A 26,963-nucleotide genomic window follows, 5' to 3' on the forward strand; every position below is an offset into this window, starting at 1 on the left:
CGGCTGCGGCGGCGAGGCGTTTGACGTAGTCCCGGTATTGCTCCTCGGTGTTGCGGTGGACGGGTTCGCGCAGGGAGGCGTTGGCTTCGATGACGCTGGAGTCGATGCCGAGGTGGCGGCCTTTGAGCAGTCCGTGGTCGCGCAGGCCCCTGAGGACGAGATCGAGGGCGGACTGATAGATCTCCACGCCGACCTGACCGCAACTCAAAATGCCGACCTTGCCCGGTCCTACTCTTCTGTCACCGAAGCCTTGACTGGGTCGCAAGCCTTAGCGGGAATTCTAAGGAGACTCGAACTTCGGGCTCAGGGATCCGTTCGCGCGGGGACGGTTGTGAAGCCCTCCGGAGAGGCACCGTTTGACTTGGACGTTCTCTGTTGGATGCGAAGGCATGAAGGAGCCGTCTGGCACGGATGCCATCAATGAATTCTATTCTGTTGATCATCACTCGGCATTATTTGCCCCTTGGAGAATATGCGCATATGTTACCTATTATGGAAGTCCGCTTCTCCTCAAATCAGCATGGCCAGGTGGTCGTTCTGAATGAATGCGCAATCGACTGTTCCAAGCGTCGAGCGGTGGAAGCCATCGTGCGCTCCTACTTCGACCCGGCGGAGAAAATCCGGATCGATTACGAGAAGTATCCCAGTGCCATTCCTGTCCTGAGGCTTCCCTTGGACGAATTTGGGAACATTGAAAATCCGGTCTGCCGCCGCCAACAAGCCGGGAGCCTCCAGGGATTCGTGGGAGAATTCAAGTTGATGGAGGAGGAAATTCGGGAAGAATTGGATCGTCTCGGGTGAAGGCTGTTCTGCCGATGGCATTTGATCAACGAAGGTCGTGATGCGGCGGGATATGTGCGGATAAGGATCGTAACCGATGATTTCGATGACTCTCTTGCATTGGTGAACAGGTGGACAATCGTCTATTTTGCCCGCCAAGCAGCGGGATGACAAAGACAAGCCGGCTCGGGCTACGCGCACTGAGGATACCGAGCGTCATTTCAGTGGGACTCATCGTAGATGTGGCCGTTTTTGGGACCACTTGGCCGGAATTGGCCCCTCTTATTCCTTTATTTGCCCTAACCATTAACTAAAGCTAAGTTGTTCCAAGGGTGATCTACCGGTGGAAGCCCCCGAAAGCTAGGCTCGATCTTGATCTCCCGGGGGCAATCGGACGAAGCCCTGGTTAGGCTGCCCATGGAAAAGCGCGCGAAGTAAGGAATCCTGACACCCACATGAAGCCGCGATATCAAATCATCAGACGTTTATCGGGTCGCATTGCAATGCTGTCGTTCCCATGCGCCGCCGCGCTAGCAAAATGTGACCATGACCCCGCGGGCGCAGGAGCTTTTAAATCTATCTTATATCTCGGGGTCCCCAGCGTGCGAAGATTTCGACAGCACCGGAGGAAACGCCAAGCTCGCCAGTACCCATGCAGAGCACAACAGCCGACCGGGTCATTCCCGCCACAATTTTCCGGATTTGGCCGTGGCGGACGGGATGAAGCAATCGACATCGTCTGCGTCGGTGGGAAATCACAAAACCACCACCTCCGAATACCCGAGGATAACAGTTCCGAATGCCGTCACCAGGCCCATGGCTTGCGTGGCTGCGGGTTGGGCATTGTTTTTTCGCCGCCGTCCGCATGGACGCGGTCTCCGCCAATCCGTCATGGTTGCCATTCCGTCGCCCCGCGGGAAACGGTTCCCGATTCCGACATTTCCTTCTTGAAGGTCAATGGAACTCGTTTGGCCCGGAGTCTAGCGACCGACCATCAGCCATGAATAGCGCAATATCCACAACCAACCTCGAGGATTTCAGCATCACCACCCGTATATTATGACATCACCCTCTCTGAAACCCCTTCCGAAGACTTACGATTCGGACGCGGAAATTCTACCGTTCCGCCCGCTGGACTCGGCGGATTGTTTGCCGGCCATCCCACTGCTTCCTCGTAAACGTCATTCGGTTCTGGATGCGAACCGCATGGTGGTTTCCGGCTCCCTGATGCGCAGGATCGAGTATGAATTGAAGCATGATGAATGCGACGCGCGCACTGTCTTCAGCTCGTGTCGCGGCCTCGCAAGAGGGACGCGTGAATTTGAAGATGCCTATATCGGCGCGCGGATCCGGTCATTCAACAAACATCAGCGGTACTCTATCGGTCCACTTCTTGGCAAACAGCCCCCTGTGGACGCTCAGCCGATGGCACTCTCCCCAACTGCAACGGGAGAGCAGTGGCCACCACCTTCGCATCCGTTGGCGGTGACGCATCTGGGAGATCTCATGAGCCATTTCGGAATCTGGGTGATTGCTTTACTAGGGGTCCAGGCTTGGGCCGCATGGCGTCTCGGTGCGTTTGCGGACGTGTATCTTGTCGGCGGCCGGTTCTTCTATCTCGCCGTCGGATTATTCCTGATGCTGGCACTCGACAGCGCGGTCTGGTTTCGCCGTCGGGGCAATCTCTTCGATGCGTTCATGATTCCCGGCGCCTTGTTGTTTGCGATGGCGCTGCTGCCGATCGTGGCTCTTCATCTGAGGGAGGTTCTGCTGGCCATTAAGTAGAAGTCCCGCGTCAGGCGATTTATGCGGAATTTTGTGACCGACGACCCAAGCTCAGCGACGGCGGCCGCGGGGCGCGTCGATTGCAACCGCGGCACCCTGCCGCCGTTCGCTGAAGCGCATGGATAAGCGACGTTCTCACGGGTGTGTTCCTAAGTCCTTGGTTCATCGATCGGATCCGTCTGGCCTGTAAGTGACGAGTAGCGACCATCGGATTCTAGCTTGAGGAAAAGCAGAAATCGTTTATTTTCTTTAGGGTTGAAGGCTACCGGGCTAGGGCCGCCGGTAACCATGTCATTTGGTTTCTCAGCCGGAGGTGGTGAAACACAATCTTCTTCAGGAACTTCTCGCCTTTGAGGACAGAGACAATCTCAAAGGAGGTCTCGACGCCAACTGCTGGAACCGATGATGGTCCGAGAAACGGAGCCTTCTCGCGTGTGTCTCGGCTAGAGGTTGCGGCGATGATTATCACATCGGCCTCCTCTTCGACCCGGCGGAGCAAATCCGGATCGAGTATGAGAAATATCCCAGTGCCAATCCTGTCCTCAGGCTTCCCTGGGGCGATTTTGGAAGCATTTTCGAAAATCCAATCTGTCGTCGCCAACAAGCGGGGGATCATCGGGGGGTCGTTGGAGAATTTAAGCTCATGGAGGAAGAAATTCGAGAAGAATTGGAGCGGCTCGGGTGAAGGAGGTTGGAATGCGGCGGAGAATGCGGGCAATCCAGAACGCACAATCGCGCGTCCTTACAGCCGAAATCACCATTGGTTATGGCCGTTTTTGGGACTATTTGGCCGGATTTGGCCCTCCTTATTCCTTTATTTGCCCTGACTTTTAACTAAAGTAAAGTTGTTCCGAGGGTGATTTACCGGCGGAACTCAAGCCCCCAGAAGCTAGGGCTCAGTGTTCCGATCTTGAACTCCGGGGGGAATTCAATCGGACGAAGCTCTGGTTAGGCGGCCCATGGAAAAGTGCGCGTTGTGAAATCCGGGGGGGTAACCAGCGCGCGCTTTTTTGTGGGCTGCGGATCGGGATTCTCTGGAGTTTGACGCTGCAACTTGGGGTATTGAGCGAATGACTGGAATTCACCGCGATATCATCATGCGCCTTGGTGGCAGGGAACTTGGGGGCCTTCATCATCTTGCCAAGATGGGGAGGATACGTTCGCGAAAGGCGCTAGTCATCGGGGTCACGGTCGCGGCCTTCGGCACCTCCTCGCCCGAACTGATGGTCACCGTCGGGGCGGCGGTGGAAGGGGTGCCCGCCATTTCCCTGGGTGATGTGTTAGGCAGCAATGTGCTGAACATCTCGCTCATCCTCGGGCTGGTGCTATCCGTCGCCGCATGAAGGCCGAAGACGATGGCGTGCGGCGCGATTGGGCATGGGCGCTGGCGGTGCCATTCATTCTCTCCGCCGTGCTGTGGGATGGATGGTTCTCGCGTGTGGACGCGCTGGTGCTGATGGGGATTTTCGTCGTCTGGCTTGTCATCGTCATCCGCCACGCCCGCGGTCATTCGGCGCGTTCGATCCATCCGGAAAATTCCGGCGGCGGGAAAGTTACATCCGTGAAAGCGGTGGCTCAGGCGACAGCCGGACTGGTCCTGCTGGTCGTGGCCGCGCAGTTCGTCGTTTACGGAGGCAAGGGGGTGGCCGCCGCGCTGGGCTGGAGTCCCTTCATCGTCGGCGCGGTGGTCGTCTCCGTCGCCACCGGCACGCCGGAAATGGCCACCACCGTCATGTCACGCTGGCGCGGACATCACGACGTCGGGCTGGGCAACATCCTAGGCCGCAACATTTTCAACGCGCTCTTCGTCGCCGCCCTGGCCGACCTCATCCATCCCTATCGGGTGAAACTGCCGGAACTGCTTCCCAGCCTCATCTTCGGCGCCGTCACCACGCTGCTGATCCTTCCGGGACGCGGCGGAGCCATGGGCCGCTGGCGCGGTTTTATCCTTCTAACTATGTATGGCCTTTACGTGGCAGTGACGCTTCAGGCGGATTTGCACGCTCGCACGATGTAAAAATGGGGGAATGCAGCTGAACATTTCCTGTGGAGCGCATTTCTTCTCTCAGTTTTTCGCGATCGAGTAGGCCAGATTCCCGTAATCCGTCGAGATCTGGACGGCAAGCGCCTCAGTTGCTGACGTCTCCGTGCGACGACGTCGTGGCCTGTTTGTGGCGAACTCGCGGTCGAAGTAGAGGGCGATGCGGCGCGTTCAGCCGGGATGCGGGTACCTGCGCGCCGGTTACTTCAGTGATTTTCGCAAGGGTGACCTACCGATGGCAAATGAAACCACCGCAATTCATCGCCCTTCGGCGTCATAAGATTTTGACGAAAGCATTTAACCATCCGTCACCCGTCCGAGCCCGGCAATTCCGCCGGGTTTTTTCGTTTCCACCTACCAACCCCATCCCACGACTCATGACCTATCATCTCAGGAACACTCTCTTGATTCCATCCTGCCTTCTGTTGCTTGCCACGGGATCGTGCGAGCAGCGGACGGTCGCAGCCTCTCCCGCAGTCGCGGTCACCGACACCCGTCCTGTCGGAGAAGGTCTCAAAGTCCTCGGCTTTGCCCTTCTTGATTCCGCGGTCGTCTGTGTCCTCGGCCGCATGATCCGCTGAACCAATTACCCTACATTCCCATGAATCCTACCGCCTACCTGACCGCATTCGCCTGGCTCGCTATTGTCGCACTCTCAGGTTCGATCCTGAGCGATTTCTGGATACCGATGCTTGTTGGCGCGGTCGTCGTCACTCTGCTGATCCGACTCGCCCGCTAACACAACGAACACCATCCCAGATGAACGCCCGGCCACGCGCCGGGCTTTTCCGTTTCAAACCACCAGCCCCATCAATCCCAACTCCACAACCATCATGGCTATCAAACTCATCGCAAACTACTCCAAGCGTCTCGGGCTCCCCGGCTACTCGTCCCATCAGTTCTCCGTCTCCGTTGAGACCGAGTTGGTGACCACGGACGATGTCGCCGCCGAATCCGAGCGTCTCTATCAACGACTGCAATCCACCGTGGACGAGCAAATCCTCCATACGGGATTCGTCCCGCCCGCCGACTACGGCATGGACCCGCCTGCGGATTCCACCAAATCCGTTACCTCGCGGGATAACCCGACCAACGTCACCCAAGTGGCGAGCTGGCAGCGAGGCCCGGCTTGGAAATGTTCCGACAAGCAGAAGGATCTGATCCTCAAACTCGTCGAAGAACATCGCCTGGACAAAGCTGACATCGAAGCCCTCGCCGTCGAACGCTTCGGCAAGGGCGTGCGCCTGCTCAACAAGGTCGAAGCCTCCGGGCTCATTGACGAAATGCTCGAAACCTACGGCGGCGGGCAGCGCCACGACCAAGGCAAACGTGGCGACAACTCGGCCTATTCCGGCAACCGGAAAGGCAGGGCGGCGTGATCTCGTCCGTCGAGGAACCGCCGTTCACCACCGGGCTGACGTGGTATGCCGGAACTCTCCCGGATCACATCAGCCCCTCGGCTGCGAAGACCTACCTCGGGTGCTCGCTCAAGTTCTACTTCGAACGTGTCGCCTGCATCCGGAAGAAAACACCATCGGCCCTCCACCTCGGAAAAGCGGTTCACGCCGCGCTTCAAGCCTTTCATCTGGCACGATGGCGGGGCACGGATGATTCAGCCGAAACCATTGCCGCCGCTTACGAGAAAGCCTTCAGCGATCTCGAACGCGACGAAGGCCCCGTGAACTTCAAGAACGACGGTCACCGCGAGGAAGTCCGCCTCGATGGATTGCGCGTGGTCGCCGCCTACCTCGATTCCCCGGAAGCGATGAAGGACAAGCCGCGTGCGGTCGAAGTCCTGCTCAAGGAAGACATCGCCGGCTTGTCCGTGCCTCTTACCGGTGCCATGGATCTGGTAGAGGGCAACTATGTCCCGGTGGATTTCAAATCGGCAGCCGCCAAACCCGACAAGGCACACGCCGCGTTCGATCATGAAATCCAGCTCGTCTCCTATCAACTCCTGATGGAGGCGGCGACGGGCGAATCCCCGCCGTCACTGGATCTGGTCTTCCTGGTGAAAACCAAAAAGCCACAGGTCATCAGGGTTTCATCGCCGCCGGCCGACGCCCATCGAAAACGCCGGGTGACCGCACTGCTGGAAACGGCCGTCGAAGGAATCGCTTCAAACCGGTTCCACCCGCAGCCCGGAATGCACTGCTCATGGTGCCAGTTCCGTAATGAATGCATGGCCTGGCTTCCCGGACAACTTTTGCCCGAACGCAAGACCGCCTAGCAGCTACGACGCACCCCGTAGTTCCATCAACGCCCGTTACGGTCCATTGCGACTGCGGCGGGCGTTTTCATTTCCCACACACACCAACAAACCAACCCCAAAATTGAAATCATGAATCCCAACTCAAATAACAACCAAACGCTTCTCGAAGGCATCTGCCGTCGGGGAGTCCTCATCTCGACCTCCGTCCGTTACTGGCGCGGGTGCAAACGCCTCAACGCCGAAGATCTCGGTCTCAATCCCGCACACGTCTCCGACCGGCTGATCCAGCTCGGTCACAAACGTCTCATTCCGCGCGATGCCCTATCAGCCTTCGCGTTGATCGAATCCCGCGCCAACGCCACTGTCGAAAGCTCCAGCTTTCCATTCCTCGGAGGCATTGCCCGCTTCGTCCCCAATGCACGGCTCGGAGATCTCACCGACCGCCTGGACAAGCTCAAGGACGAATTTCGCGAGGCCACATTGGACTTCGTGGCAGGTTACAGCCCGCTGCGTGATACCGCGATGGGAGAGTGGCGGGAAGCCGCCCAACAACTCAACGGCAGCGCCGAGCGGTTGATCCATACCATCGAGCAGTCGTTCCCACCCGCCGGTGACATCACCAAGCGATTCGCTTTCGAGATGCGGCTTTTCCAAATCGCCGCCCCGGACAGCATTCGCCTGGAGGTCGCCGAAGGTATCGAACAGATGGAAGTCGCCGAAGACCGCCGCCGCATCGCGGACGACGCATCACGACGCCTGCAATCCGACCTCGACGGGTTCATCCGCGAGAGCGTCGCTTCCATGCGGCAGGAAACCGCCCGACTTGCCGAGGAGGTTCTTGCCACCATCAACGGCAGCGAGAACGGTGTCCACCAGCGAACGCTTAACAAGCTGACCTCGTTCATCGACAGCTTCCGCTCGTTGAATTTCGCCGGGGACCAGCAACTCGAAGCCACCTTGGAGAAGTTCCGCCGCGATCTGCTAACACAGAGCGCCGAGCACTACCGCAACAACAGCGGCGCGATGACGAGCCTTACCGATGGCTTGTCACGCTTGCGCGAAAGCGCCGTGCAACTGGTTCGCAATGACGCGCGCGACCTGATCGCCCGTTTCGGTCAACAAGGTGGACGCCGGCTCTCCGCCGTCGGCTGATCAGCAAAACAAAGCCTCCCGCCGGTGGACACCATCCACCGGCGGGAGTATCCCATTTCCATGCCCTACCAGCAGCGATCGACCCGGCGCGTCCGCAGTCACCTCATCGCCTATGGCGATGTCTGCCGGGCGCACGGTCCGGTGTGCGGTGAATTGGTCAAACTCGGGTTCTGGAACCGCCGGATCGAGGCCGTGCAGGTTTATTGGGTGAGCAGCTCATACAACTGCTACGGCTGGTATCAGGGGGACATCTACATTCCCGCCATCAGCGGAGCCCGCCTGTCCGATCTCGTCATGGGGCGGCAGACCCGCCTTACCGACGTGCTACGCCATGAATGGGCGCACGCGCTGGCCGACTACTGGCCGGAGCTGATTCAGTCCAAACGATTCGAACGCGTTTTCGGCGGCCCCTATGAATCCACCGCGAAAGTGGCGGGTTTCGATCCTGCCATCCACCTCACGAAATACGCGTCCACTTCGGCCTGCGAGGATTTCGCGGAAGTCTTCCACTTCTATCTCCGTCACAAAGGGCGGCTTCCGGTCCGGCTCGCCGCAAAACCAAGCATCGTTCGCAAGTGGGAATTCATCCGGTGGATGGCGAGCCGGATCGCTGTGATCCGATAGTATTCACAGGCACCCATCTGAATTCCCAAACCCGCCCGGCAATGACGCCCGGCGGGTTTTTCGTGTCCGCAAACCGGGCACCTTCCGTTTTCTCCCAACACGCCATTACCCACACTCGACACGCCAATTTCCTCCCCACCAGCGAACTTTTTAAACCACCACCAAAACCAACCCTCTCAAAGCACCTACCCCCACCTAACACGCCAATCCATCACCTGAAACCACCGCACCAAGGGCGGCCTGTTCCAACGGGCCGCCCTTGGCGCATCCAGCCCCTAACATTCAAAAACCAGAACCGAAAATCACCATGAGCCATTTCACCACCATTCAAACCGAAGTCCGCGACCTGGATGCTCTTCAGGACGCCTGCGCCGAACTCGGCCTCAAGATGTATCCCAATTCCCACTGCCGCGGCTATGCCGGGGTGAATCGTATGGCCGAGCACGTCATCGCGCTCAAAGGTCCGTATGACATCGCCGTCGATTCCGTCGAAGGAGGACGGTATGGCTTTTCCGCCGACTGGTGGGACGGCTACGTCGCCCGCGAGGTCGGCACCGGCTACTGCCGTCTGCTGCAAGGCTACGGCGTCCACAAGACCCTCCGCGAAGCCCGTTCACGCGGACTCCGCACCACACGCCGGATCGAAGCCGATGGCTCGATCCTGCTCACGTTGGAGGGAGGTTCGCTGTGAGCCGCCAGATCCGTGTGAAGGTTTCCCCACTTGGGGAAATCACGGTCGAGGCCTATGGTTTCAGGGGCAGCGGCTGCGAGGCCGCGACCAAGGCAATCGAGGAAGCGCTCGGCGCGAAGGTTTCGAGCCGGCGTAAATCCGATTACTGGAGCCAGCCTCTATCCCATCAAAGCCGGCAAACCCTCGGCGGAGGCGATTCATGAAATCGACCCTCCGCTTCAATCCCGGCGGTTCCATCGACTGCCTCTACACCGAAGCGATTGATCTCCGTGTGCTCGGACGGCTCCAGGTCGTCCGGGCAACGGACATCCGCTTCAACGACACCAGCCAGGAGTGGGACGTTCACGATGCCGATACGGGCAAAGTGTTGTTTTCCCACACCTCCCGCGACGAGTGCCTGTTCTGGGAGCAAACCAACCTCCAGCCGGGCTCGCCGTCGCACCACTGATTCCACCCTCCAAACAACCTCTATCAAAACATCATGAAACACATCCTCCTCATCGCATTCACCTTCCTGTTCGTCGCCTGCGGCCCGAACAAGGCCCAACTCCGCGCCGAACTCCAGTCCATCGAATCCGAAATGGTGAGCCTCCGCATTTCTGCGGAACAGCACCGGGCTCAGATGGATCAGGCGGAATACGATGCGTTCATCGGATCGTTCGCCGCCGGTTATGGCACGACTTCCGGCGACTACAAACTCGCCGGAGACGGAGCAGGCGCTGTCGCCCGATCCTCCCGGCAATACGACGCATCCAGCTATTCGCTCGATCAGCTCAAGCAGCGCTACGAAGCCCTCGCCAAGCGACGGATGGAAATCGTGGCCAAGCTGAACTGATCCGCGATCGGCACCGAAACACACAGACCCCGGTCTCCCTCGTGAGGCCGGGGTCTTTCTCTTTCCCGAACACTGAAAACCACGAACTAACAAACTCCATTCATGCAACACCAACTCACCACCTACCTGCGGGCCGGCTATCCGGGTCTCGCCGTCATCACCCCCGAGGAAGTCCGGGCGGAGGCTGAAATCGCCGCCGCCTGCACCACCCTCGGTCACCGCCTCCACGCCTGGTCTTCCTCCGAAGGCCTCGTCGATACCGCCGAAAAGCGGATCAATTCCTGTCCCGATCCATTGGAAGCGCTCCAGTTGATCGAGCAACTGTTCGCCAGCGAGGAACCGCGCCATGTCGTCGTGATGCGGGACCTCCAGCTTCACCTGGATCAAACCGATCCCCTCCTCATCCGCCGCATCAAGGACCTGCTGCGGATCGCGAAAGCCGGGGGCCATGCGCTGATCCTGCTAGGCTGCCGGCTGAAGCTTCCGGCCGAGCTTGAGCATGAAATCACCCACGTCGATTTCAGGCTGCCTGATAGCGCCCAGCTCGGCACCGTGCTCGACGGCATCCTCAAGTCCGCCAAGATCAAGAACGTCCACCCGGTCGTTCGCGAATCCGCGTTGCAATGCGCTCTGGGACTCACCACTACCGAGGCCGAAAACGCATTCGCCCTGTCTGTCGTCGAAACCAAAGGCATCGACCACAAGGTCGTCGCCCGCGAGAAGGCCCGCACGCTCAAGCGAAACGGCCTCGTCGAAGTCGTGGAAGCCACCACTTCCCTCGACGACATCGGTGGCCTCGGGCTGCTCAAGGAATGGCTGACACGCCGGGCAGGTGCATTCAGCGAATCCGCGAAATCCTACGGACTACCCGCGCCGAAAGGTCTGCTGATCGTTGGCATCCCCGGCACCGGGAAATCGCTAACCGCCAAAGCCACTGCCAGGGCGTTCGGGCTGCCATTGTTACGCCTCGACATGGGTTGTGTTTTCGGCGGAATCGTCGGCCAATCGGAAGCAAACCTCCGGTCTGTCATCCAGACCGCCGAGGCCATCGCCCCGTGCGTCCTCTGGATCGATGAGATCGAAAAGGGTTTCTCAGGCAGCAAGTCGAGCGGCAGCAGCGACGGCGGCACCTCGTCCCGCGTCTTCGGCTCATTCCTGAGCTGGATGCAGGAAAAGACCAAGGCGGCGTTCGTCGTGGCAACCGCCAACGATGTATCGAAGCTGCCACCCGAATTCCTCCGCAAGGGGCGCTTCGACGAGATGTTTTTCGTCGATCTGCCAGACGCTCTGGAGCGGGCCCAGATCTGGGACATCGTCATCGCCCGCCATGGTCGCAAGGCCCGGGACTTCGACACCGTGGCACTGGCACGCGCCTGCGAGCAGTTCACCGGAGCCGAGATCGAGGCCGTGTTCATCGACGCCATGCACGAGGCCTATGCCGAAGGGAAGGAACCGGGACCCAAGGAGATCCTCGAAGCGACCGCACGCACCGTGCCGTTGGCCCGGCTCATGGACGGACAGATCACCGCCCTCCGCCAATGGGCGCAGGGACGGGCACGCGAAGCCGCGAAACGTAACGCTACCACGCCACGCGACAGCCGACGCGTCGCCGACGCCAACTGAATTCCAACACGCCCCCGCTCGTCAGTGGGGACCATCCCGACGGCACGACACGCCCAAGCGCCGACGGGACCAAACACCGGGCCGCCATGGAGAAAAGCACCTCCATGGCGGCACTGTAGAAATGAGCGAAAATCGTTCTATCAATTTTTTAATTGTTAGACGGATAAAGGCTTTGACTCCCCATGCTGGTGGGGAAAGCCTCCGCAGAGCGAGCAATGGCCAGCGCATCCGCGGGTCATCCCCACGCTGGTGGGGAAAGCTTCCTTCTCCCGGACGATGCGATCCTGAATGGCGGGTCATCCCCACGCTGGTGGGGAAAGCGGGTGAACGTTCAGGCGGCGTTAGACGACCCGCGGGTCATCCCCACGCTGGTGGGGAAAGCGGGGCCTTGATGATGGGACCGATCCATCGCAACGGGTCATCCCCACGCTGGTGGGGAAAGCTTGGCCAGATCCCCCAGCGACCAGTTGCGCTGCGGGTCATCCCCACGCTGGTGGGGAAAGCTCAAACGGCAGGCGCGGGCCGAAGAATGCCGCCGGGTCATCCCCACGCTGGTGGGGAAAGCCAGAGCTGCGATCTCATATGCCCGGTATGACTCGGGTCATCCCCACGCTGGTGGGGAAAGCCGCAGGTAACAGGCATCGCCGCACCCGTAGCACGGGTCATCCCCACGCTGGTGGGGAAAGCCAGCGGTGCCCGTTGGAACATACTGGATCGATGCGGGTCATCCCCACGCTGGTGGGGAAAGCAATATCAGCGGTGTTGCCGGGATTTAACGGGCCGGGTCATCCCCACGCTGGTGGGGAAAGCATGCAACGGCCTGAAATCAACCCGGCGAATCACGGGTCATCCCCACGCTGGTGGGGAAAGCGTCACCACCAGTGAAGAGCTGGGTCGCTACAACGGGTCATCCCCACGCTGGTGGGGAAAGCAAAGCGTCGATCACCTGGTCTGCATTTTCCGGCGGGTCATCGCCACGCTGGTGGGGAAAGCCCACCTCACGAAAGCTGGCCATGGTGCGCAGCCGGGTCATCCCCACGCTGGTGGGGAAAGCCCATCGGTCGCGCATCCGTCGAATCGCAAGAGCGGGTCATCCCCACGCTGGTGGGGAAAGCATGAACGGCATTGGGATGAAATCCCCGGTCATCGGGTCATCCCCACGCTGGTGGGGAAAGCTATCATCTGCGGCCCGAAGTGAGCAAGCACGACGGGTCATCCCCACGCTGGTGGGGAAAGCCGTCTGCCGCTGCTGTTGGTCTGAGTGCGGAGCGGGTCATCCCCACGCTGGTGGGGAAAGCCGCATCACCCGTATGGACAACACCATCGGCTGCGGGTCATCCCCACGCTGGTGGGGAAAGCTCCTTGATTGTCACCCATACCGGGATCCGCACCGGGTCATCCCCACGCTGGTGGGGAAAGCACCCAATCCACCATATTTCCCTGTCCGCCGCCCGGGTCATCCCCACGCTGGTGGGGAAAGCAAAACATTCGAGATCCGCCGCGATGATCGCGGCGGGTCATCCCCACGCTGGTGGGGAAAGCCGTCACTGGCGCGGATCGCTGCACGTTCGTCGCGGGTCATCCCCACGCTGGTGGGGAAAGCGTCATCGTGCTGCCGAAATCCCGCGCGTGGGGCGGGTCATCCCCACGCTGGTGGGGAAAGCCTCTCACCGCGATTACGGGAAACCAAGCGACGCGGGTCATCCCCACGCTGGTGGGGAAAGCCAAATCCTGAAGCTGACCAAGGCCCGCGAGAACGGGTCATCCCCACGCTGGTGGGGAAAGCCACAACCCTTGATTCCGGGCTATTTCGCCCTGCGGGTCATCCCCACGCTGGTGGGGAAAGCTTCGTCCACTCGCAGTCCTCACCTCGCGTTGGCGGGTCATCCCCACGCTGGTGGGGAAAGCAAAGTCTCCTGAGCGTGATCCCGCGCCGATTTCGGGTCATCCCCACGCTGGTGGGGAAAGCGGATCATGAATAAACACGGCGTCCCGAACGATCGGGTCATCCCCACGCTGGTGGGGAAAGCGAAAAGAACGAAGTCCGCGACGAGCAAGGCGACGGGTCATCCCCACGCTGGTGGGGAAAGCGAACTGCTCGCGCAACTAGCCATCGCCAGACGCGGGTCATCCCCACGCTGGTGGGGAAAGCTGACGCTCGGTCCTGAGTTCGTCGGCCAATGCCGGGTCATCCCCACGCTGGTGGGGAAAGCAAGCCAAAATCCTCATTCATCAATCCATCGCTCGGGTCATCCCCACGCTGGTGGGGAAAGCTCCATCATCTCGACCAATGCGCTCAAGAGTCACGGGTCATCCCCACGCTGGTGGGGAAAGCGGTTTCCACCGCACCCAGAGCAAGACCATCGCCGGGTCATCCCCACGCTGGTGGGGAAAGCTCGCTCTGGAAGCCCACATGGCACTCCAGTCCCGGGTCATCCCCACGCTGGTGGGGAAAGCGGGATGTGAAAGGATACGTCGCCCTGGCGAAACGGGTCATCCCCACGCTGGTGGGGAAAGCCCGATCAGGCCGTCTGCCGTCGTGTATCCCAGCGGGTCATCCCCACGCTGGTGGGGAAAGCGGAGAGCAACCCGAGCGTCAACGTCACCACAGGGGGTCATCCCCACGCTGGTGGGGAAAGCATCGTGTGAAAACAGATCATCCATTCCGTGCGCGGGTCATCCCCACGCTGGTGGGGAAAGCGCCGCCAGCCGCGTGGGTTCTAATCGTGCGGCCGGGTCATCCCCACGCTGGTGGGGAAAGCCGGCAGTGTCAGAGTCCGGGTTCCTGTCGCGTCGGGTCATCCCCACGCTGGTGGGGAAAGCCGAGCGAAGATCAGAGCGGTCGCGTTGCCATGCGGGTCATCCCCACGCTGGTGGGGAAAGCGTAGCGAGAAGTTTGCGGATTTCGGACGCGGCCGGGTCATCCCCACGCTGGTGGGGAAAGCAGGATGCGAAATGCCCACGGGTGGAAATCACGCGGGTCATCCCCACGCTGGTGGGGAAAGCCCCGGCGTTCCATCCAGGGTCTGGTTCTGAGTCGGGTCATCCCCACGCTGGTGGGGAAAGCTCACATACAACGCATTGGCAACGGTTTCCCGGCGGGTCATCCCCACGCTGGTGGGGAAAGCTCCTTCCAGAAACTGGAGAGCATCCCTCAGTGCGGGTCATCCCCACGCTGGTGGGGAAAGCGACACCATCGATACCTCAGAGCCAATCCACGACGGGTCATCCCCACGCTGGTGGGGAAAGCGATGCACACTTCGAGGGATTCAGCGGTCACCCCGGGTCATCCCCACGCTGGTGGGGAAAGCAGCCGGAATAACACGGCGACGTTCGAGAACGACGGGTCATCCCCACGCTGGTGGGGAAAGCCATTGGATTTATGGAGCGGAGAAGGGGTGAGCCGGGTCATCCCCACGCTGGTGGGGAAAGCTGTCATGCGCCAGCGTCCTGTTGGCTGGCCGTCGGGTCATCCCCACGCTGGTGGGGAAAGCCAGGCAGAACAAGTCATGCACCCGCTATCAGTCGGGTCATCCCCACGCTGGTGGGGAAAGCTCTGCATGATTTAATGACTTATGGCCGAAGAATTCAATATTCTCCATGAATCCGCAGATGTGTCAATCTGTCCACTTCTTACTAGAATGGTTGATTATCGGGATCAATCCACGACTCGGCGATCAGGGGAATTCCGGATAATTCGATTCCTATCCTGCCGAGCTTTCCTTCGGGCCCGATTCTTTCAACCTGATAGCCCTGACAGTTCGGAGCGGAGGAAATGACCAGCAGCCCGAATTCTTTCGTCGCATTCCTCAGGATGAAATCCATCACCTTGCGATGGGTGCGCACGTTGAGAGTGCCGATAAAGACGTTGGGCTTGGGTTCAATAAACCATCGTTTCAGATGGCCACGGATGGCGGGTGGAACGTCGTTGCAAACGAGCACGGTCATGGGATATCGGGATTGATCGGGAGGTTTTCAGGCTTCGCTATGCGGCTGCAAGGGATGATCCGGCGGCGCTTCATCAGGATTCTCGCCCAGACCGTGGAAAAGCTTTTTCAAATCATCCGGCATGCGGTGGAGCATGCGGGTTTCCTCGACCTTTTGTTTAAGGAGTTTCCGGACGAGGGTGCCGTCGTCGTTCGGATTGATGGAAAGAGCCTCGAAGGCAGCGGGCCAACTGGTCTCATGTTTGTAAAGATCCGCCGCGTCATAGATGAATGGCAGGGTCCCGGCCGCATGAACAAAGCCCAACTGCGGAATGAAACCCATTGAGCAGCACACGGCGGCGGTGAGCGCGTAGAGCGAGGCATTGGAGGCGGATAGTGCACGGTTGATCCCATCGGCCATCTGCCAGTTGTCCGACTTGTAGTCGCGGCCTTTCCACGTGACGCCGTATTTCAAGCCGAGATCGGCATAGGTTTGTTTCACGCGTTTCCCCTCCATGCCCCGGAGTTGCTTGATGTTCACCCCATGCACGCTGGCCTCCGGGAAACGATGGAGAAACATGCGGCGGGCAATCTCATTCTGGGACTTCTTGTTCGCCCAAGCGGTGGCATGGATGCGGGCCATCGAGTTATCGTGGTTCGGCGTGATGCCGAACGCGTAGAAGCGCAGGCCATCCTCACCCAGCCAGAAGAGCGGGCAGTTGCACTGGGCGGCAGCCTTCACCGCCGCATGGGTGATGGTGGTGCCGGGGCCGAGGATAAGCGCGGAAACGGTGGCCACGGGAAGCCGGGTGATGAGACCGTCTTTCCCGATCCATTTCACCGACGAGTCATCCACCTCCAGTCGCCCGTGTTCCAGATAGATCGGAGTCCAGCGGTCCTTGGCGGGAGCGAGGGTATCCAGAGGCGGGCGTTCGAAGATGGGCATGAAAGTCAGAGTTCGGAGGCTAGGATCCGGCGGACGGATCGTGAGAGGTAGGCTTCGGGAATCGGGCCATGATGCTGGCCAAAGGCAATGGGCTGGTCGGATTGATAGTAACTGCCGGGGCCTGCCTTTTCCGTCAGCCCCTCCAAGTCTGCGACCTCTTCTTTGATGAGCGCGGCGAGAGCCTCACGAGGACCGGACGCGATGACAGGTGATAGAGGTTCCGCCGGAATGCAGGCTTTCCTGCCGAACCAGACGCCCCAGACGGGATCGAGCAATGCGGCGGCGGCAGCTTCCAGCGTGGCGCGATCCCCTTGGAAAAGAGCGATGAACCGCGCATCGGTGAGATAGGTGCGGCGGGTGATGACGGTGCCGAACGCGCTGCCATCACCGGCTTTTCGAGGAATGTGGAGCTTCTCGCGCGAGTCCGCCTTGTCATAGCCGCCACCGATGGTGTGGAAATCCGTGAGTCGGAATGACGGGTGCGGCTTCGGCCAACGGAAGACGCTGAAAGCCAGCGCTGCGAACGGGGCCACTTTCTCAGACTCGTCAGGCGATTGTTTGTCGATGCCGAGGGCGGCGGCAAGCACGCCGACGAGGGCGCTCTTGGTCGGCCAGCTTTCGGTTTCCCGGCGCTGGAACTTGGACGAAACGCCCCAGGATTGGAGCGGGGCATCGATGAGGAAGGCGAGGGTATCAGACATCCGCGTCGAGGAGTTGATCGAGGAAGGAATCGAGGCCAATTTCGGTGAGCCAGAGTTTTTCGCCGAGGCTGCCCCAGGTTTTTTCGAGTTTTTCGAGGTGCTCCTTCATCGCCGTTAGGGAAGCGCTCTGGAGGCCCTTGCCATTGGCTTTGACGGGGGCTTCGAAGGCGTTGGCGAGCTGGAGCGGCTGGCCCTTGATCTTGCGGATGCCGAGGACTTCGAAGGGAAGCGTGGCGGCGTTCATCGAGTTCTGGCGGGCACCGGGGATGGCGATGAGCAACGCCTTGATGAACGAACGGAGCACTTCTTTGCGATCTGCTGCCGGAAGCGAGACGAGGTGCTTTTTGTCGAAAAGTAGATCCAGATTGATCGCTGTGTATCGGTAGTAGGTGGCGGAGTTAAATTCGAGCGTGCCGATCATTCCGGCACCAGCCTCCTCTCCCTCAGTTTCATCATTTTCGCCGTCTCTTTGCTTCACATCATCCACGGCAGTGTAGAAATCGATTTCGTTCGACGAAGAGTGCGTGGAAAGCGCATGCGAAAACATGGATGCGCCCTCAACGTTCAGCGATGGATCGTTGGCAACCATTCTCCCAAAGAAAGCTATGTCCGCCGCATCGGAAATGCCTGCCTTTTGGATCGCCTTTGTCACTGGTGTGAGAGCGTCTTTGAGCGCTTTTTCCGCGGCCTTCTTTGCTGCCTTGTCCGTTGTCGAGTTTGCGGCAGTAGCCGTCTCAATCGTATCCTTATTCGCCAAAATAGCCGCAGCTGCCGCTTGGAGTTGGGAGGGAGAGAGCCAGATAAGTGCAGGCATATTCATTCTGCCATTTCTATCGACCTTCGCCTTAGCCGCTCCGGCTTGATCAACGAGCTTGGACATGACTTCGAGGGCTAAAGGTTCTGCGCTTTCCAGAGACAAACCTCCAGCGATGAGATCCTCAACCAACTTCTCATGAGCGAGCTTTGTCCGCGTCGTATGAAACGCGTCGCCATAGTGGGATTCATTAAAATTAAGCCGCACGGCGCGCTTCAGCGATTGGCTGGAAAGGCGGGCGCGGGTGACGCCGCCGAAAACGGCGGATTTCGGAGAGCCGACGTCGTCGCGGTTGAGGCAAGAGACGGGGAAAGACTGGAGGATGTGGAGTTCGATGAGGTTCATGAGATTAGAGTTTGCTAGTTTTTGAGTATTCAGTTTTCAGGAATCAGGTGGGGGAAAGGCAGAGCATGCCGAAGCCGAAAGCCTTGGCGGAGCCGATGCCGTGAGTGAAGGCTTCGCGGAGGAGGGCGGGATCGGTGACGGTAAGGATGCCGGTGAACTCGGTGGCGGTGTGAAGGCCGGGCTTTCCGGCTTTCAAAAACGGTTGGCGTGGCTGCGGGATGGTGCGAATCTCGCCGGGGCCGAGGGTGAAGCCGTATTGGGCGGCTTTGCGCTCGATCCAACCGAGCAGGTCCTCACGTTTGGAGATGGGGATGCGGCGGCTGTTTTTCAGGAGTTCCCCCTTGCTGTTGGAGCGCACTTTCGTGGTCGGATTGGCGAGCAGGGAGAAGCGATAGGACGGGTGGGTGAGAAAATTTTCGCCCACGGGCTTGCTTTTCCAGACGGTATCCGGGCACCAATCGGGCTTGGTCGGCGGGGTGGCGGATAGAACCAGCAGGCGGAATCCCTGACCGGTGTCATCGAGACGGGTGAGGAAATCACGGGCGGCATCCGGCTGGCCGGGGAAACAATCCCAGGCACGCTTGTGCCAAGCGTAGCTATCGGAGAAACCGCCGTCTTTCCGCCAGCGGGCGACGATCTCGTAGGGAACGAGGGCTTGGGTGAGGTGAAGGTTCATGCGGCGGGGAGGTCGAAGGGAGCTTGCCAGAATTCCTTGGCCCAATCGGTTTTCACCCGCTCGGAGTAGCCGGCGGACCAGAAATTCAGCTCCCGCAGGAGTTTGGCGTAGTCGAGCGGCACGGCTTCGCTGCTGAGGCGCTTCACCAGACGGTGGAGCTGCGGGGCAAGATCGGTAAGATCACCGCAGGCTAACAAACGCCGGAAATGGCGGTCGTAGGGATGCTCGCCGTCCTTCCTTTCACCCAAACGGATAGCGGCACGGCCGATTCCCATTCCTTCCGCGTGAGCGGGATGAACGGCGTAAAGCGCGGCGACGGTGGACTTGCGATCATCGCCAATGGCACCGAGTCGGCCTAGGATGGGCAGGGCTTGATGCTCCGTGGTGGCGCTCCAATAGCGACGGAGGCTAGCGGCGTGCCCCCGGTCATTTTCGCAAATCTTCGCGAGCTGGGCGATGAACTGGGAGTTGGATTCTTCGTGGGATTTCATGGGGTGGCTTTGGGAGTTTTCGACTTGGTGGATTTCGGGCGGAGGCGGCGCAATCCGAGCGCGTAGGCTTCGATCTGGCGAGGAGTGGAGCGCGGACAGGCATGGTCGTAAGCGGCATAGACCGCCTTGCGGATGGCAAGAGACCACGGGTCGGAGGCTTCGCCGAAATTAGCCGCACCGAGGGGTGCGGGATCCTTGACGAGCTCCAACAGAAGCTGGCGCTGGAGATCGAGCGCATTCCAGAAGTGCCGCTGGGCCGTCTCAACTAGAGCTGGTGACTTTTTGGGCGGAGCAACTATCTTCATCGATTCACAATAGGCTTTGGCGGCTGAGTATATGAGCGTCGATTGGCTGTCCGCATGTTTCACCCCGTTGGCATAAGTGCGCTGGCCCCTGTCGGTAAAAAGTCCGTGTGGCACAGTGAAGCGGTCTTCGATGCCATCGAGAATTGTTGCTTTCTCCCCTTTGATGAGTTCGCCCACCCAGAGATCTACGTCCCCATCTTCGTGCTCAAATATGTGGCTCTGGAGAATGAGCGGTGCCGACTGGGCTTGGGTGCCCCGCAGAACGGAAAGACAATGGAGATCGCGCCAGATTCCACGACTGGTGTCAGCCCGAAGAAGGCGGAATTCCTCCTTGAAAGGAACGATGGTGGCGGAAGGCTCTTTTGAAGAAGGATAGGCGGGATAGTCCAATCCATTGTCTATACACATGAAGAAACCATCTCGGATATTTCCTCCGATATCGAGACGACAGGAAAGCGGGACCAGGCGTCCTAGATAGCTCTCGGTGATATCTCTGGCCGCATCGCCTTTGATTTGGTCCGGAGTGCCGATTTCCCAATAGGGCTTGCCGAAGTTCGGCGCGTTTGCGGCATCCAGGCAATTCGCGAGGATGGTCTGTTTCAGGTTTATCCCGGTGAGAAAGGTGTGGAGCATTTTCAAGCTCGGGCCGTTCCCCTTCACTTTTTTCGCCATGCTGCCGCCGACGAAAAAATTCTGATAGCAGAGGATCAGCCGGACCAGACTTGCGGGATCGATGTCACGGGCATCTTCCCCGAAATGATCCAACAGCGTCGGCGAATTCCCCGCCGCCAAGGTGAAACTCATCTGCACGAGCGGATAGCTTTTGTCGCCGGGTGTGGCCTTGCACTGAAGAAAACGCGGCCCATCGCCGAAGAGAGCGAAGTGCGGGTGAATGTCCGGACGAGCGAGGTAGGCGGGGACTTTTTCTTCGAGGTCGCCGCCGAAGTCCGGCCAGCCATACATGTCCTTGGGTGCGCCGAGGGCGGCTTGGGTGATGCAGACGAGCAAGCGGATTAGCGAGATGCGTTCGTGAGGAGCGGCGTCGAGATCGGCGATCTCCCCGGCTTGGCGGAAGAGCTCGTCGAGGCTGGTGAGCGAGTGGTGGCCGTCGAGCCAACGGACGGGAATCCAGGGGTGGGCGATGAGGTTGAAGTCGGACATGAATGGATATCGTTAGAACCAGCCGTCATCTTCGGATTCGAAAGACGGAGGGAATTGGGCTGCTGGATTACGGGTGTGGCTGAGGCCGGTTTCAGGATGGTAATCGAGGAGGTAGGGCGGAGTTTCCGGCGAGCCGATGAGTTCGCAGGCGGTGGTGTCGGCCGGGACGATGGCGAGAACGGCGTCGCTGCAATGCTTCCCGAGCCAGGCAGGCTGTTCCTTCAGATGTCGGACGAGGTAGCGCGGGATGCGGATGGCGTTGCGATGGAGGGCGAGGGCGAGCGGATAGTTGAACGGGCCGTAGGAACCCTGCTGGAAGGTAATGCGTTCGTCGTTGCAGAAGTCGAGATGGGTGGAGGCGGCGTGGAACGGTTGGCGCAGGAGGACGAGCAGGGCGGTTGGCTGGTTATTCCAGCGGGTTCTAGCACCCTCCTTGTCATCGTAGGTGGCGGAGTTGAAAACGTCCAACATCCGGGCGGTATTGAGCATCTTCCGGGTTTCCTGATCCAGGTGTTCACGGAAGATGGCTGCGCCAGATTCGAGGGTTTCCGGGACTTCAGATGATTTCTCCACGAGATCGCGGATGTCACGCGGCAGGGAGATCGTGTTTTGCGGAAGCTCCGAGATGACCCGCGCCGCCAGATAGAGCGAGAACGGCGGATAGACCCAGGCGGAAGGCCCGAGCGCGGATTTGATTTCGATTTCCGGCGCAGTCCAATCGACTTGCGGCATGAGGACGATGCCGCGCGGTGTCTCAAATCCAGCGGGGCGGGAGCGCGGGTGGCGGTGGAGACGGCCGAGACGCTGAAGGATGAGATCGACCGGGGCGAGATCGGTGACGAGCAGGTCGGCATCGATATCGACGGATTGCTCGACGACCTGGGTGGCGACGAGGATGCAGCCTTGCGGGCGGGAGTCGCCGGTTTTTCCAAGTTTTTCCATCCAGGACTTTTCGTTTTCGTCGCGCTGGAACTGGGGAAAACGGCTGTGGATGAGGCCGAAGGTGATGCCCTGATCCCGGCAGCGGGATTTGAGCTGGCGATAAGTGTCTTGGGCGAGTTTGACGGTGTTGCGGATGACCACGACGCAGGCACCGGACTCGGCGGCGGCGGCGATTTTCTGCCAGATTTCATCGGAGCTGCTGGCAACCCGCTCGATGGTAACCTCGGTGGAAGATAGATCGTCCCCGGTTACAGAAATACTTTCGGCATGAGGACTGCCCTTGGCAACTTTGGTGATGAGTGGATAGGCAGTGGGAGTCCCGGATTCCGCCGCACCGACCGCGGCGACGAGTGATTTCCGACGGGAAGACGCAAGGGTTGCGGAAAGAACGATAACCGAACAGCCGACATCGATGAGCCATTTCACGGTGCGGTCCACGAGGACCGAGGTGTAGGGATCGTAGGAATGGACTTCGTCGATGATGACCATTTTCCCCGACAGAGCGAAGAGGCGAAGCGCGGAGTGCTTCACCGGCAGGCAGGACATGATGGCCTGGTCGATGGTGCCGCTGCCGAAAGGGGCAAGCAGGGATTTTCGACCGGAGGCATACCATTCGCAGAGTTTCGCCGCGTCTTCTTCGTCCGCGATGGTTGGAGAAATCTCGACAATGCGGTCGGGGTTCATCCAGGCGTTGCCGTGGACGAGAGAAGCGATGACGGAGTCCGAAACGACGTTTTTCAGAAACCCTCCGACGCGGGTGTGGATGCGGTTGCTGGTGAGTTGGGTAGGCAGTGCAAAATAAAGTCCGCGCTCCTCCCCTTCCCTCCAGCGGCGATAACAGGCGGCGAGCGCGGCCTCGGTTTTGCCGACTCCCATCGGCGCTTCCACGATGTAGAGGCCGGGCGCATCCATCGCGGCAATGAGAGTGGATTGGAGCGGACGCGGGGATTCCACGCTTGGGAAGAGTGCGCTGAAATCGCGGTGCGGGTGAACTTCGCGCTGGTGCCAGCCGAGATCGGCGATGGCTTTGGCTGCGTTTTCCCGAACGGCGGCGGGAGTTTCCCGATCGGCGAGCGGCCCGCCGGACGAGAGAGGAAACCAGCGGGTGTCGGAGCCGATCCAGTCCGAAAAAGTGATGAATCCGGTGAGCCAATGGACGATGGAGCCCTTGGGAATGTCGTGAGACGGCAGTTTGCCGAATACAGCTTCCAGCTCCTGAAGGAGTTCGTCGCGGAGAACCGGTGGCCATGTCAGCCCGTCCTCGTCGATCTTTCGATAGAATCCTCCCTCGGAAGCCCAGTATTTCCCATGGTGACCACCCGCGGCAAGCACCCAGTCGAACGGACGTCGCCCGACTCGCACCGAGTCCAACGAAGCAAGGTAGGCCTGGCTGACGATGGAGTGATTTCCCTGATAAGAGTCGCCGCCCTTGGCATTCGGAAAATCCCAGTGCGGCCGGGCCTTCAACTGGAAGCCGGGGGTGATTTTCCCGATATCGTGGGCGGCGGCGAGTGTAACCGCACCCGACTGAACAAGTGTCTGGCAGGCCGCTGGGAGCAACCGCTTTACAGCCTCTGCCACCGCCCCGACAATGAGACAGTGATCCCGGACGGTAAGCGCGGGCTTGCCTGAAACAGGGTCGGTTTTCGCCCAACATTCAGAGAGTTTGCAAGGGGTCGGCATGTGTGCAGGTTCTGGTGCCGAAAATTGCCGGATAGGAAACGACACAACCCATTCAATGCCCAGTCAGATAGGTAATCGTCGAGAAGAATCGACAGGGACAGTGAGCCGCAGTTGCATCAGCCGGGACAATGAATTCGTTTTGAGAGCAGACTAAGGACTGGGGCAATTTCAAACTCGAACCAAAACTATCCGTCGGATGTAAGCCGGGGCGACCGAAGCATCCCACTTGGAAGGCAGTTGGCAACGTCACCGGCCGCGGGTCCTCAGCACCGATTGGTCAAGACCACGCCGTTGGATAGATGCTAGATTGGAGCACTCTGACAAGGGGGTAAGGCTCCCTGATTATCTGGAACGATGATTCCGCACTGCTCGTCCGCCAGAAAATTGCCCGACACTTTAACCGTCTCCACCGTGGGAACATAGCTCGTCACAGCGAACCCCAATTTGGCCTCGGACCATCTTCCTCGCTGGTCCGTGATCGGCGTCACGTTACCCGTCTTAGTGCCAGGTGTTTCAATACTGCCCACCATTATCCGAAGTGCCTGTGCTCGACCGGGGAACCCTGCTCCTCAATATAACTTCTATTCTTGCGACTAGCTTTTCCACTTCCTTTTGACTCCGGTGAGATGGGTCATCATAAAGGTGCAGCTCGACACCCGGCGCGATGGGAATTCGCAGCCAGACCTCAGCTGTCTCCGCAGCCGAGCCAAATGCCTCCTCCCCCACCCCTCCCCTGGCCACCATCTCAATTCCTCCCAAGAACATCCGCTGCGTCTCCTCCGTTCCGCGTCCTGCCATCAGAACCGCGATCTGCTCCGAAGTTACCCTCTCCCACAAAAGCTTTCTAACCAGTAGAGCCTGGACGAGGTGGCGGAAGCAGTACACAGCACGACGCCCGTCTTTCTCCGGCGAGTCAATGCAGCCGAGTGTTTGATAATGCCGGAAGCTTCGGTCGGTGAAAAGGCGCTTCACTCGGGAATTCTCTCGGTCCTCCATAGGCAAAAACTGCGATGCGACTCGATTGACCCGGCTGAGCAGCTCGGCAAGCGGAACCCCGTTTTCCCACTCGCAGCCGCTTGTCTTCTCGAACTCACGGAGCGCGGCGTCAGGCAGGCGATTGTGTGGATAAAAGGGCATCACGAGAGACCTTTGCAATAGTTATTGTTATTTTGCAATATTCATTGCAATATTTAAGATTTCGATATATTGAATGATGGTCCCCCGGACAGTGATCATCCACGTCCCTCAAACACCGAAACTACCCGACATGTCTACGACCAAAAAACGAAACACCCAAAGTGCTGCCCTGCCTGAAGAGGATCCAACCACTACTGCGCTGAAAATGATGCAGGAGCTAATGAAACAACTACAGCCCGTAGTTGATCTTCAAAAAGCCATGCAGCTACTAAGGGAGGATGATCTATTATTGACTTGGGATGTCCGGATCGTACAGGGCGACAACAAGCCGCTTGCCCACATCCAGGGGACCAGTTCGATGCCCCGCGCGCTCTCGCCAAACATGATCGCGCATTTAGCGAGCAAGATCGATCAGGAGATAACCGACAAGATTGCCATCCCCTTGGTTGGTCTCATGCAAAGCAGGATTTTGGACGATGATGGAATCAAGAGCGTGCTCCAGCAAAGGGCTCAACAGTATGCTTCAAACACTTACCACGACGATGGCAGCGGAACCATTCCTGATATGGAAGAATTGTAAGAATCTTGCAACCACCTCGTGTTAGAGCGAGGAATCAATCCAAATCGACGCGACGGGCATTGCTGTCACCTCCCCCGGGCAGTCCTTCAAAGAAGCCACCATCATGACAAGTCGCTTACCCGACACAGACAGCCTAATCGGATTCCTCAACGTCTTCCAGGTTGCCACTCTCGGCGATGGGGACGCAATCGCGGGCGTCAACATGCTAGCCAGCATGGCAATCACGCTGGCCGACCTCGCAGCTGAGGATGGCTCTGTCAGCAACCGCGACGGAAGTCCCGCCCGGCTCGGAACCAACCTGCTGATAATCGGATCTGCCAGCAGCGGACGCGCGGTGGACGAAATTATCACCGAGGTTGGCCGTCGGCAAACCAACTTGGTTGCCCACCTTCAATACTACCTCGAAGCGACGAACGAACTGCGTCGTCAGCAGGGAGCGACGCTGCCGTCGACCGGCCGGGGATCCGGTGCGGCTGAAGACGTGTTTTCAACCACTCAGAGTCCCCTCGAGCCATTATTCGGTATCCGGCAGGACTACTGGTGCCAAGCCTTAATGGATCCGCCAAATGAGACAGTCACGGATCTGGCCGCCTGCCCGAAGTTTTTAGTCAGCGTCGCCCGCCCTAAGGATCTGGAGTCGCAGTTAAATGGACTTCGCCGTGGCCGGCCGCTGGTTCACCTTGGCTTCTCCCGCCCGTCAGACCTGCCTGAGTTCAGCGAACTTGGCGCGGCGCTGGTGGAGGGCCGTTACGTGGCCGGCAATGGCTGTGAGACCGTCCGCGCCAACTTTCTGATCACCGACTCAATGCAGGTTGTTCGCGAGGCCGCGAACACACCTGACGAACGGACCGGGTGGCTCAAGCACTTCCTGTGGCTATCAGACGGGGATGCAGGCCCGGAAGGCCCACCGGGGATCGAGGACACGAATCTGGTGAATGGAGATACGATTACCGGACGCTTTCGAGACGCGCTTGGCAGAGTAATGACGAGTCGGCTGAACCTACCTGAAAAGCGGCCGGTGGTCCTCCATTTGAACACCCGAAAAGCAAGAGTCGAATGGACCGCCTTCCTCAAGGAGATGGAATCGCGCCTGCCTGGCATTTCCGGGGCCGCCAGAAACCTGCTCACGTCTTTGGTCTTCGGGTTCGACCAAATCTCCCGCGTCGGAGCGACACGTCTGGAATTCTCCATTGAGGGGGTCGTGGCGTTCGCCCGTTTCCTCGTTCTCAGGATGACAAACGCCCGGACAGCGATTCTGCACGCTAGTGAGATCGCACGGCGGCGCTTGCAGATCGAGCGGGTCTTTGGGAAGCTTGGCAACGACCGCGCTGACGCCCGTATGATTTACAAGAATCTGAACATCCCCGCCGCCGAAAGCTATGAGTGTCTGAGGTGGCTTGAAACAGCAAAGCTGGCGCGCTGTGTGGGAGGAGTGTGGGAACAAGTGGAAGGAGCACGACTGAACTTTGCAAACAGCAACGCTCCGCTGCTGGAAGTCTGAATTAAACAGCAC

At 59.3% G+C, this 26,963-nt stretch carries 27 protein-coding genes, 1 pseudogene and 1 CRISPR repeat array; of the genes and pseudogenes, 17 read left to right on the forward strand and 11 right to left on the reverse strand.

Features of this window, described 5'->3' with window-relative positions; genetic code table 11:
* Positions 1-265, reverse strand: a pseudogene (locus tag ABIQ96_RS14320) (hypothetical protein); the annotation flags it as partial.
* Positions 266-420: 155 nt separating this feature from the next.
* Here ABIQ96_RS14320 and ABIQ96_RS14325 point away from each other — a divergent pair.
* Both ABIQ96_RS14325 and ABIQ96_RS14330 read left to right on the forward strand, forming a co-directional pair.
* Positions 421-801 (forward strand): hypothetical protein, encoded by a 381-nt coding sequence (locus ABIQ96_RS14325; RefSeq protein WP_348215291.1) that lies wholly within the window; start codon positions 421-423, stop codon positions 799-801.
* Positions 802-1,839: 1,038 nt separating this feature from the next.
* A complete protein-coding gene (locus tag ABIQ96_RS14330) occupies positions 1,840-2,565 on the forward strand; it encodes a hypothetical protein (protein ID WP_348215292.1) in 726 nt (241 codons plus the stop codon).
* 262 nt (positions 2,566-2,827) lie between these two features.
* Here ABIQ96_RS14330 and ABIQ96_RS14335 read toward each other — a convergent pair whose 3' ends face one another.
* Positions 2,828-3,181: a hypothetical protein gene (locus tag ABIQ96_RS14335; RefSeq protein WP_348215293.1), complete on the reverse strand. Its 354-nt coding sequence runs from the start codon at positions 3,179-3,181 to the stop codon at positions 2,828-2,830.
* 454 nt (positions 3,182-3,635) lie between these two features.
* On the opposite strand from ABIQ96_RS14335, the gene ABIQ96_RS14340 reads away from it, so the two are divergent.
* From ABIQ96_RS14340 to ABIQ96_RS14400, 13 genes are all read left to right on the forward strand, one after another.
* Positions 3,636-3,908 carry a hypothetical protein gene (locus ABIQ96_RS14340; protein WP_348215294.1) on the forward strand — a complete coding sequence of 91 codons (273 nt, stop codon included), beginning with the start codon at positions 3,636-3,638 and terminating at the stop codon, positions 3,906-3,908.
* Positions 3,905-4,582, forward strand: a complete 678-nt coding sequence (locus ABIQ96_RS14345; protein WP_348215295.1) for a hypothetical protein — start codon at positions 3,905-3,907, stop codon at positions 4,580-4,582. The genes ABIQ96_RS14340 and ABIQ96_RS14345 overlap by 4 nt, the downstream gene beginning before the upstream one ends.
* Before the next feature lie 401 nt (positions 4,583-4,983).
* Positions 4,984-5,187, forward strand: a complete 204-nt coding sequence (locus tag ABIQ96_RS14350; protein ID WP_348215296.1) for a hypothetical protein — start codon at positions 4,984-4,986, stop codon at positions 5,185-5,187.
* 20 nt (positions 5,188-5,207) lie between these two features.
* Complete coding sequence (locus ABIQ96_RS14355) at positions 5,208-5,345, forward strand: hypothetical protein (protein ID WP_348215297.1); 138 nt, start codon at positions 5,208-5,210, stop codon at positions 5,343-5,345.
* 94 nt (positions 5,346-5,439) lie between these two features.
* Positions 5,440-5,985 carry a hypothetical protein gene (locus ABIQ96_RS14360; protein ID WP_348215298.1) on the forward strand — a complete coding sequence of 182 codons (546 nt, stop codon included), beginning with the start codon at positions 5,440-5,442 and terminating at the stop codon, positions 5,983-5,985.
* Entirely contained in the window at positions 5,982-6,836 is an 855-nt protein-coding gene (locus ABIQ96_RS14365; protein ID WP_348215299.1) for a PD-(D/E)XK nuclease family protein, read from the forward strand. Before ABIQ96_RS14360 ends, ABIQ96_RS14365 begins: the two co-directional genes overlap by 4 nt.
* Positions 6,837-6,947: 111 nt before the next feature.
* Positions 6,948-7,970: a DUF3150 domain-containing protein gene (locus ABIQ96_RS14370; protein ID WP_348215300.1), complete on the forward strand. Its 1,023-nt coding sequence runs from the start codon at positions 6,948-6,950 to the stop codon at positions 7,968-7,970.
* 24 nt (positions 7,971-7,994) lie between these two features.
* Positions 7,995-8,594, forward strand: coding sequence for a hypothetical protein (locus tag ABIQ96_RS14375; RefSeq protein ID WP_348215301.1), 600 nt, complete (start codon positions 7,995-7,997; stop codon positions 8,592-8,594).
* Between the two features lie 307 nt (positions 8,595-8,901).
* Complete coding sequence (locus ABIQ96_RS14380) at positions 8,902-9,285, forward strand: DUF1257 domain-containing protein (RefSeq protein ID WP_348215302.1); 384 nt, start codon at positions 8,902-8,904, stop codon at positions 9,283-9,285.
* The gene (locus tag ABIQ96_RS14385; protein WP_348215303.1) at positions 9,282-9,488 is read left to right on the forward strand and encodes a DUF2997 domain-containing protein; all 207 of its coding nucleotides are present in this window, start codon (positions 9,282-9,284) and stop codon (positions 9,486-9,488) included. The genes ABIQ96_RS14380 and ABIQ96_RS14385 overlap by 4 nt, the downstream gene beginning before the upstream one ends.
* Positions 9,485-9,733: a hypothetical protein gene (locus tag ABIQ96_RS14390; RefSeq protein WP_348215304.1), complete on the forward strand. Its 249-nt coding sequence runs from the start codon at positions 9,485-9,487 to the stop codon at positions 9,731-9,733. Before ABIQ96_RS14385 ends, ABIQ96_RS14390 begins: the two co-directional genes overlap by 4 nt.
* Before the next feature lie 33 nt (positions 9,734-9,766).
* Positions 9,767-10,120, forward strand: a complete 354-nt coding sequence (locus ABIQ96_RS14395; protein ID WP_348215305.1) for a hypothetical protein — start codon at positions 9,767-9,769, stop codon at positions 10,118-10,120.
* A 102-nt stretch (positions 10,121-10,222) separates the two neighbouring features.
* Positions 10,223-11,743, forward strand: a complete 1,521-nt coding sequence (locus ABIQ96_RS14400; RefSeq protein WP_348215306.1) for an AAA family ATPase — start codon at positions 10,223-10,225, stop codon at positions 11,741-11,743.
* A gap of 170 nt (positions 11,744-11,913) precedes the next feature.
* Positions 11,914-15,298: a CRISPR direct-repeat array (repeat unit 29 nt; unit sequence CGGGTCATCCCCACGCTGGTGGGGAAAGC).
* 81 nt (positions 15,299-15,379) lie between these two features.
* Here the strand turns inward: ABIQ96_RS14400 and cas2e are convergent.
* The 9 genes from cas2e to ABIQ96_RS14445 all read right to left on the reverse strand — a co-directional run bounded on the left by cas2e (position 15,380) and on the right by ABIQ96_RS14445 (position 24,870).
* Positions 15,380-15,691 (reverse strand): type I-E CRISPR-associated endoribonuclease Cas2e, encoded by a 312-nt coding sequence (gene cas2e / locus ABIQ96_RS14405; RefSeq protein WP_348215307.1) that lies wholly within the window; start codon positions 15,689-15,691, stop codon positions 15,380-15,382.
* Positions 15,692-15,718: 27 nt separating this feature from the next.
* Positions 15,719-16,615 (reverse strand): type I-E CRISPR-associated endonuclease Cas1e, encoded by an 897-nt coding sequence (gene cas1e / locus ABIQ96_RS14410; RefSeq protein WP_348215308.1) that lies wholly within the window; start codon positions 16,613-16,615, stop codon positions 15,719-15,721.
* A 5-nt stretch (positions 16,616-16,620) separates the two neighbouring features.
* A complete protein-coding gene (gene cas5e, locus ABIQ96_RS14415; protein ID WP_348215309.1) occupies positions 16,621-17,316 on the reverse strand; it encodes a type I-E CRISPR-associated protein Cas5/CasD in 696 nt (231 codons plus the stop codon).
* The gene (gene cas7e, locus ABIQ96_RS14420) at positions 17,309-18,475 is read right to left on the reverse strand and encodes a type I-E CRISPR-associated protein Cas7/Cse4/CasC (protein WP_348215310.1); all 1,167 of its coding nucleotides are present in this window, start codon (positions 18,473-18,475) and stop codon (positions 17,309-17,311) included. The genes cas5e and cas7e overlap by 8 nt, the downstream gene beginning before the upstream one ends.
* 43 nt (positions 18,476-18,518) lie before the next feature.
* On the reverse strand, positions 18,519-19,151 hold the full coding sequence (cas6e, locus tag ABIQ96_RS14425) for a type I-E CRISPR-associated protein Cas6/Cse3/CasE (RefSeq protein ID WP_348215311.1): 633 nt from the start codon (positions 19,149-19,151) through the stop codon (positions 18,519-18,521).
* On the reverse strand, positions 19,148-19,642 hold the full coding sequence (casB, locus tag ABIQ96_RS14430; protein ID WP_348215312.1) for a type I-E CRISPR-associated protein Cse2/CasB: 495 nt from the start codon (positions 19,640-19,642) through the stop codon (positions 19,148-19,150). The genes cas6e and casB overlap by 4 nt, the downstream gene beginning before the upstream one ends.
* Positions 19,639-21,108 (reverse strand): type I-E CRISPR-associated protein Cse1/CasA, encoded by a 1,470-nt coding sequence (gene casA, locus ABIQ96_RS14435; RefSeq protein WP_348215313.1) that lies wholly within the window; start codon positions 21,106-21,108, stop codon positions 19,639-19,641. Before casA ends, casB begins: the two co-directional genes overlap by 4 nt.
* A 12-nt stretch (positions 21,109-21,120) precedes the next feature.
* Positions 21,121-23,733 (reverse strand): CRISPR-associated helicase Cas3', encoded by a 2,613-nt coding sequence (cas3, locus tag ABIQ96_RS14440; RefSeq protein WP_348215314.1) that lies wholly within the window; start codon positions 23,731-23,733, stop codon positions 21,121-21,123.
* Between the two features lie 513 nt (positions 23,734-24,246).
* Complete coding sequence (locus ABIQ96_RS14445) at positions 24,247-24,870, reverse strand: hypothetical protein (RefSeq protein ID WP_348215315.1); 624 nt, start codon at positions 24,868-24,870, stop codon at positions 24,247-24,249.
* Between the two features lie 130 nt (positions 24,871-25,000).
* On the opposite strand from ABIQ96_RS14445, the gene ABIQ96_RS14450 reads away from it, so the two are divergent.
* Positions 25,001-25,450 (forward strand): hypothetical protein, encoded by a 450-nt coding sequence (locus ABIQ96_RS14450; RefSeq protein WP_348215316.1) that lies wholly within the window; start codon positions 25,001-25,003, stop codon positions 25,448-25,450.
* 103 nt (positions 25,451-25,553) lie between these two features.
* Positions 25,554-26,951, forward strand: coding sequence for a hypothetical protein (locus ABIQ96_RS14455; RefSeq protein WP_348215317.1), 1,398 nt, complete (start codon positions 25,554-25,556; stop codon positions 26,949-26,951).
* Positions 26,952-26,963: the final 12 nt, after the last annotated feature.

The organism is Luteolibacter sp. (assembly GCF_039920825.1).
Classification (GTDB): domain Bacteria; phylum Verrucomicrobiota; class Verrucomicrobiia; order Verrucomicrobiales; family Akkermansiaceae; genus Luteolibacter.

Coding starts and splice junctions, on each gene's coding strand:
- ABIQ96_RS14325 (WP_348215291.1), top strand. CDS start 421: ATGAATTCTATTCTGTTGATCATCACTCGGCATTATTTGCCCCTTGGA.
- ABIQ96_RS14330 (WP_348215292.1), top strand. CDS start 1,840: ATGACATCACCCTCTCTGAAACCCCTTCCGAAGACTTACGATTCGGAC.
- ABIQ96_RS14335 (WP_348215293.1), bottom strand. CDS start 3,181: ATGATCCCCCGCTTGTTGGCGACGACAGATTGGATTTTCGAAAATGCT.
- ABIQ96_RS14340 (WP_348215294.1), top strand. CDS start 3,636: ATGACTGGAATTCACCGCGATATCATCATGCGCCTTGGTGGCAGGGAA.
- ABIQ96_RS14345 (WP_348215295.1), top strand. CDS start 3,905: ATGAAGGCCGAAGACGATGGCGTGCGGCGCGATTGGGCATGGGCGCTG.
- ABIQ96_RS14350 (WP_348215296.1), top strand. CDS start 4,984: ATGACCTATCATCTCAGGAACACTCTCTTGATTCCATCCTGCCTTCTG.
- ABIQ96_RS14355 (WP_348215297.1), top strand. CDS start 5,208: ATGAATCCTACCGCCTACCTGACCGCATTCGCCTGGCTCGCTATTGTC.
- ABIQ96_RS14360 (WP_348215298.1), top strand. CDS start 5,440: ATGGCTATCAAACTCATCGCAAACTACTCCAAGCGTCTCGGGCTCCCC.
- ABIQ96_RS14370 (WP_348215300.1), top strand. CDS start 6,948: ATGAATCCCAACTCAAATAACAACCAAACGCTTCTCGAAGGCATCTGC.
- ABIQ96_RS14380 (WP_348215302.1), top strand. CDS start 8,902: ATGAGCCATTTCACCACCATTCAAACCGAAGTCCGCGACCTGGATGCT.
- ABIQ96_RS14390 (WP_348215304.1), top strand. CDS start 9,485: ATGAAATCGACCCTCCGCTTCAATCCCGGCGGTTCCATCGACTGCCTC.
- ABIQ96_RS14395 (WP_348215305.1), top strand. CDS start 9,767: ATGAAACACATCCTCCTCATCGCATTCACCTTCCTGTTCGTCGCCTGC.
- ABIQ96_RS14400 (WP_348215306.1), top strand. CDS start 10,223: ATGCAACACCAACTCACCACCTACCTGCGGGCCGGCTATCCGGGTCTC.
- cas2e (WP_348215307.1), bottom strand. CDS start 15,691: ATGACCGTGCTCGTTTGCAACGACGTTCCACCCGCCATCCGTGGCCAT.
- cas1e (WP_348215308.1), bottom strand. CDS start 16,615: ATGCCCATCTTCGAACGCCCGCCTCTGGATACCCTCGCTCCCGCCAAG.
- cas5e (WP_348215309.1), bottom strand. CDS start 17,316: ATGTCTGATACCCTCGCCTTCCTCATCGATGCCCCGCTCCAATCCTGG.
- cas7e (WP_348215310.1), bottom strand. CDS start 18,475: ATGAACCTCATCGAACTCCACATCCTCCAGTCTTTCCCCGTCTCTTGC.
- cas6e (WP_348215311.1), bottom strand. CDS start 19,151: ATGAACCTTCACCTCACCCAAGCCCTCGTTCCCTACGAGATCGTCGCC.
- casB (WP_348215312.1), bottom strand. CDS start 19,642: ATGAAATCCCACGAAGAATCCAACTCCCAGTTCATCGCCCAGCTCGCG.
- casA (WP_348215313.1), bottom strand. CDS start 21,108: ATGTCCGACTTCAACCTCATCGCCCACCCCTGGATTCCCGTCCGTTGG.
- cas3 (WP_348215314.1), bottom strand. CDS start 23,733: ATGCCGACCCCTTGCAAACTCTCTGAATGTTGGGCGAAAACCGACCCT.
- ABIQ96_RS14445 (WP_348215315.1), bottom strand. CDS start 24,870: ATGCCCTTTTATCCACACAATCGCCTGCCTGACGCCGCGCTCCGTGAG.
- ABIQ96_RS14450 (WP_348215316.1), top strand. CDS start 25,001: ATGTCTACGACCAAAAAACGAAACACCCAAAGTGCTGCCCTGCCTGAA.
- ABIQ96_RS14455 (WP_348215317.1), top strand. CDS start 25,554: ATGACAAGTCGCTTACCCGACACAGACAGCCTAATCGGATTCCTCAAC.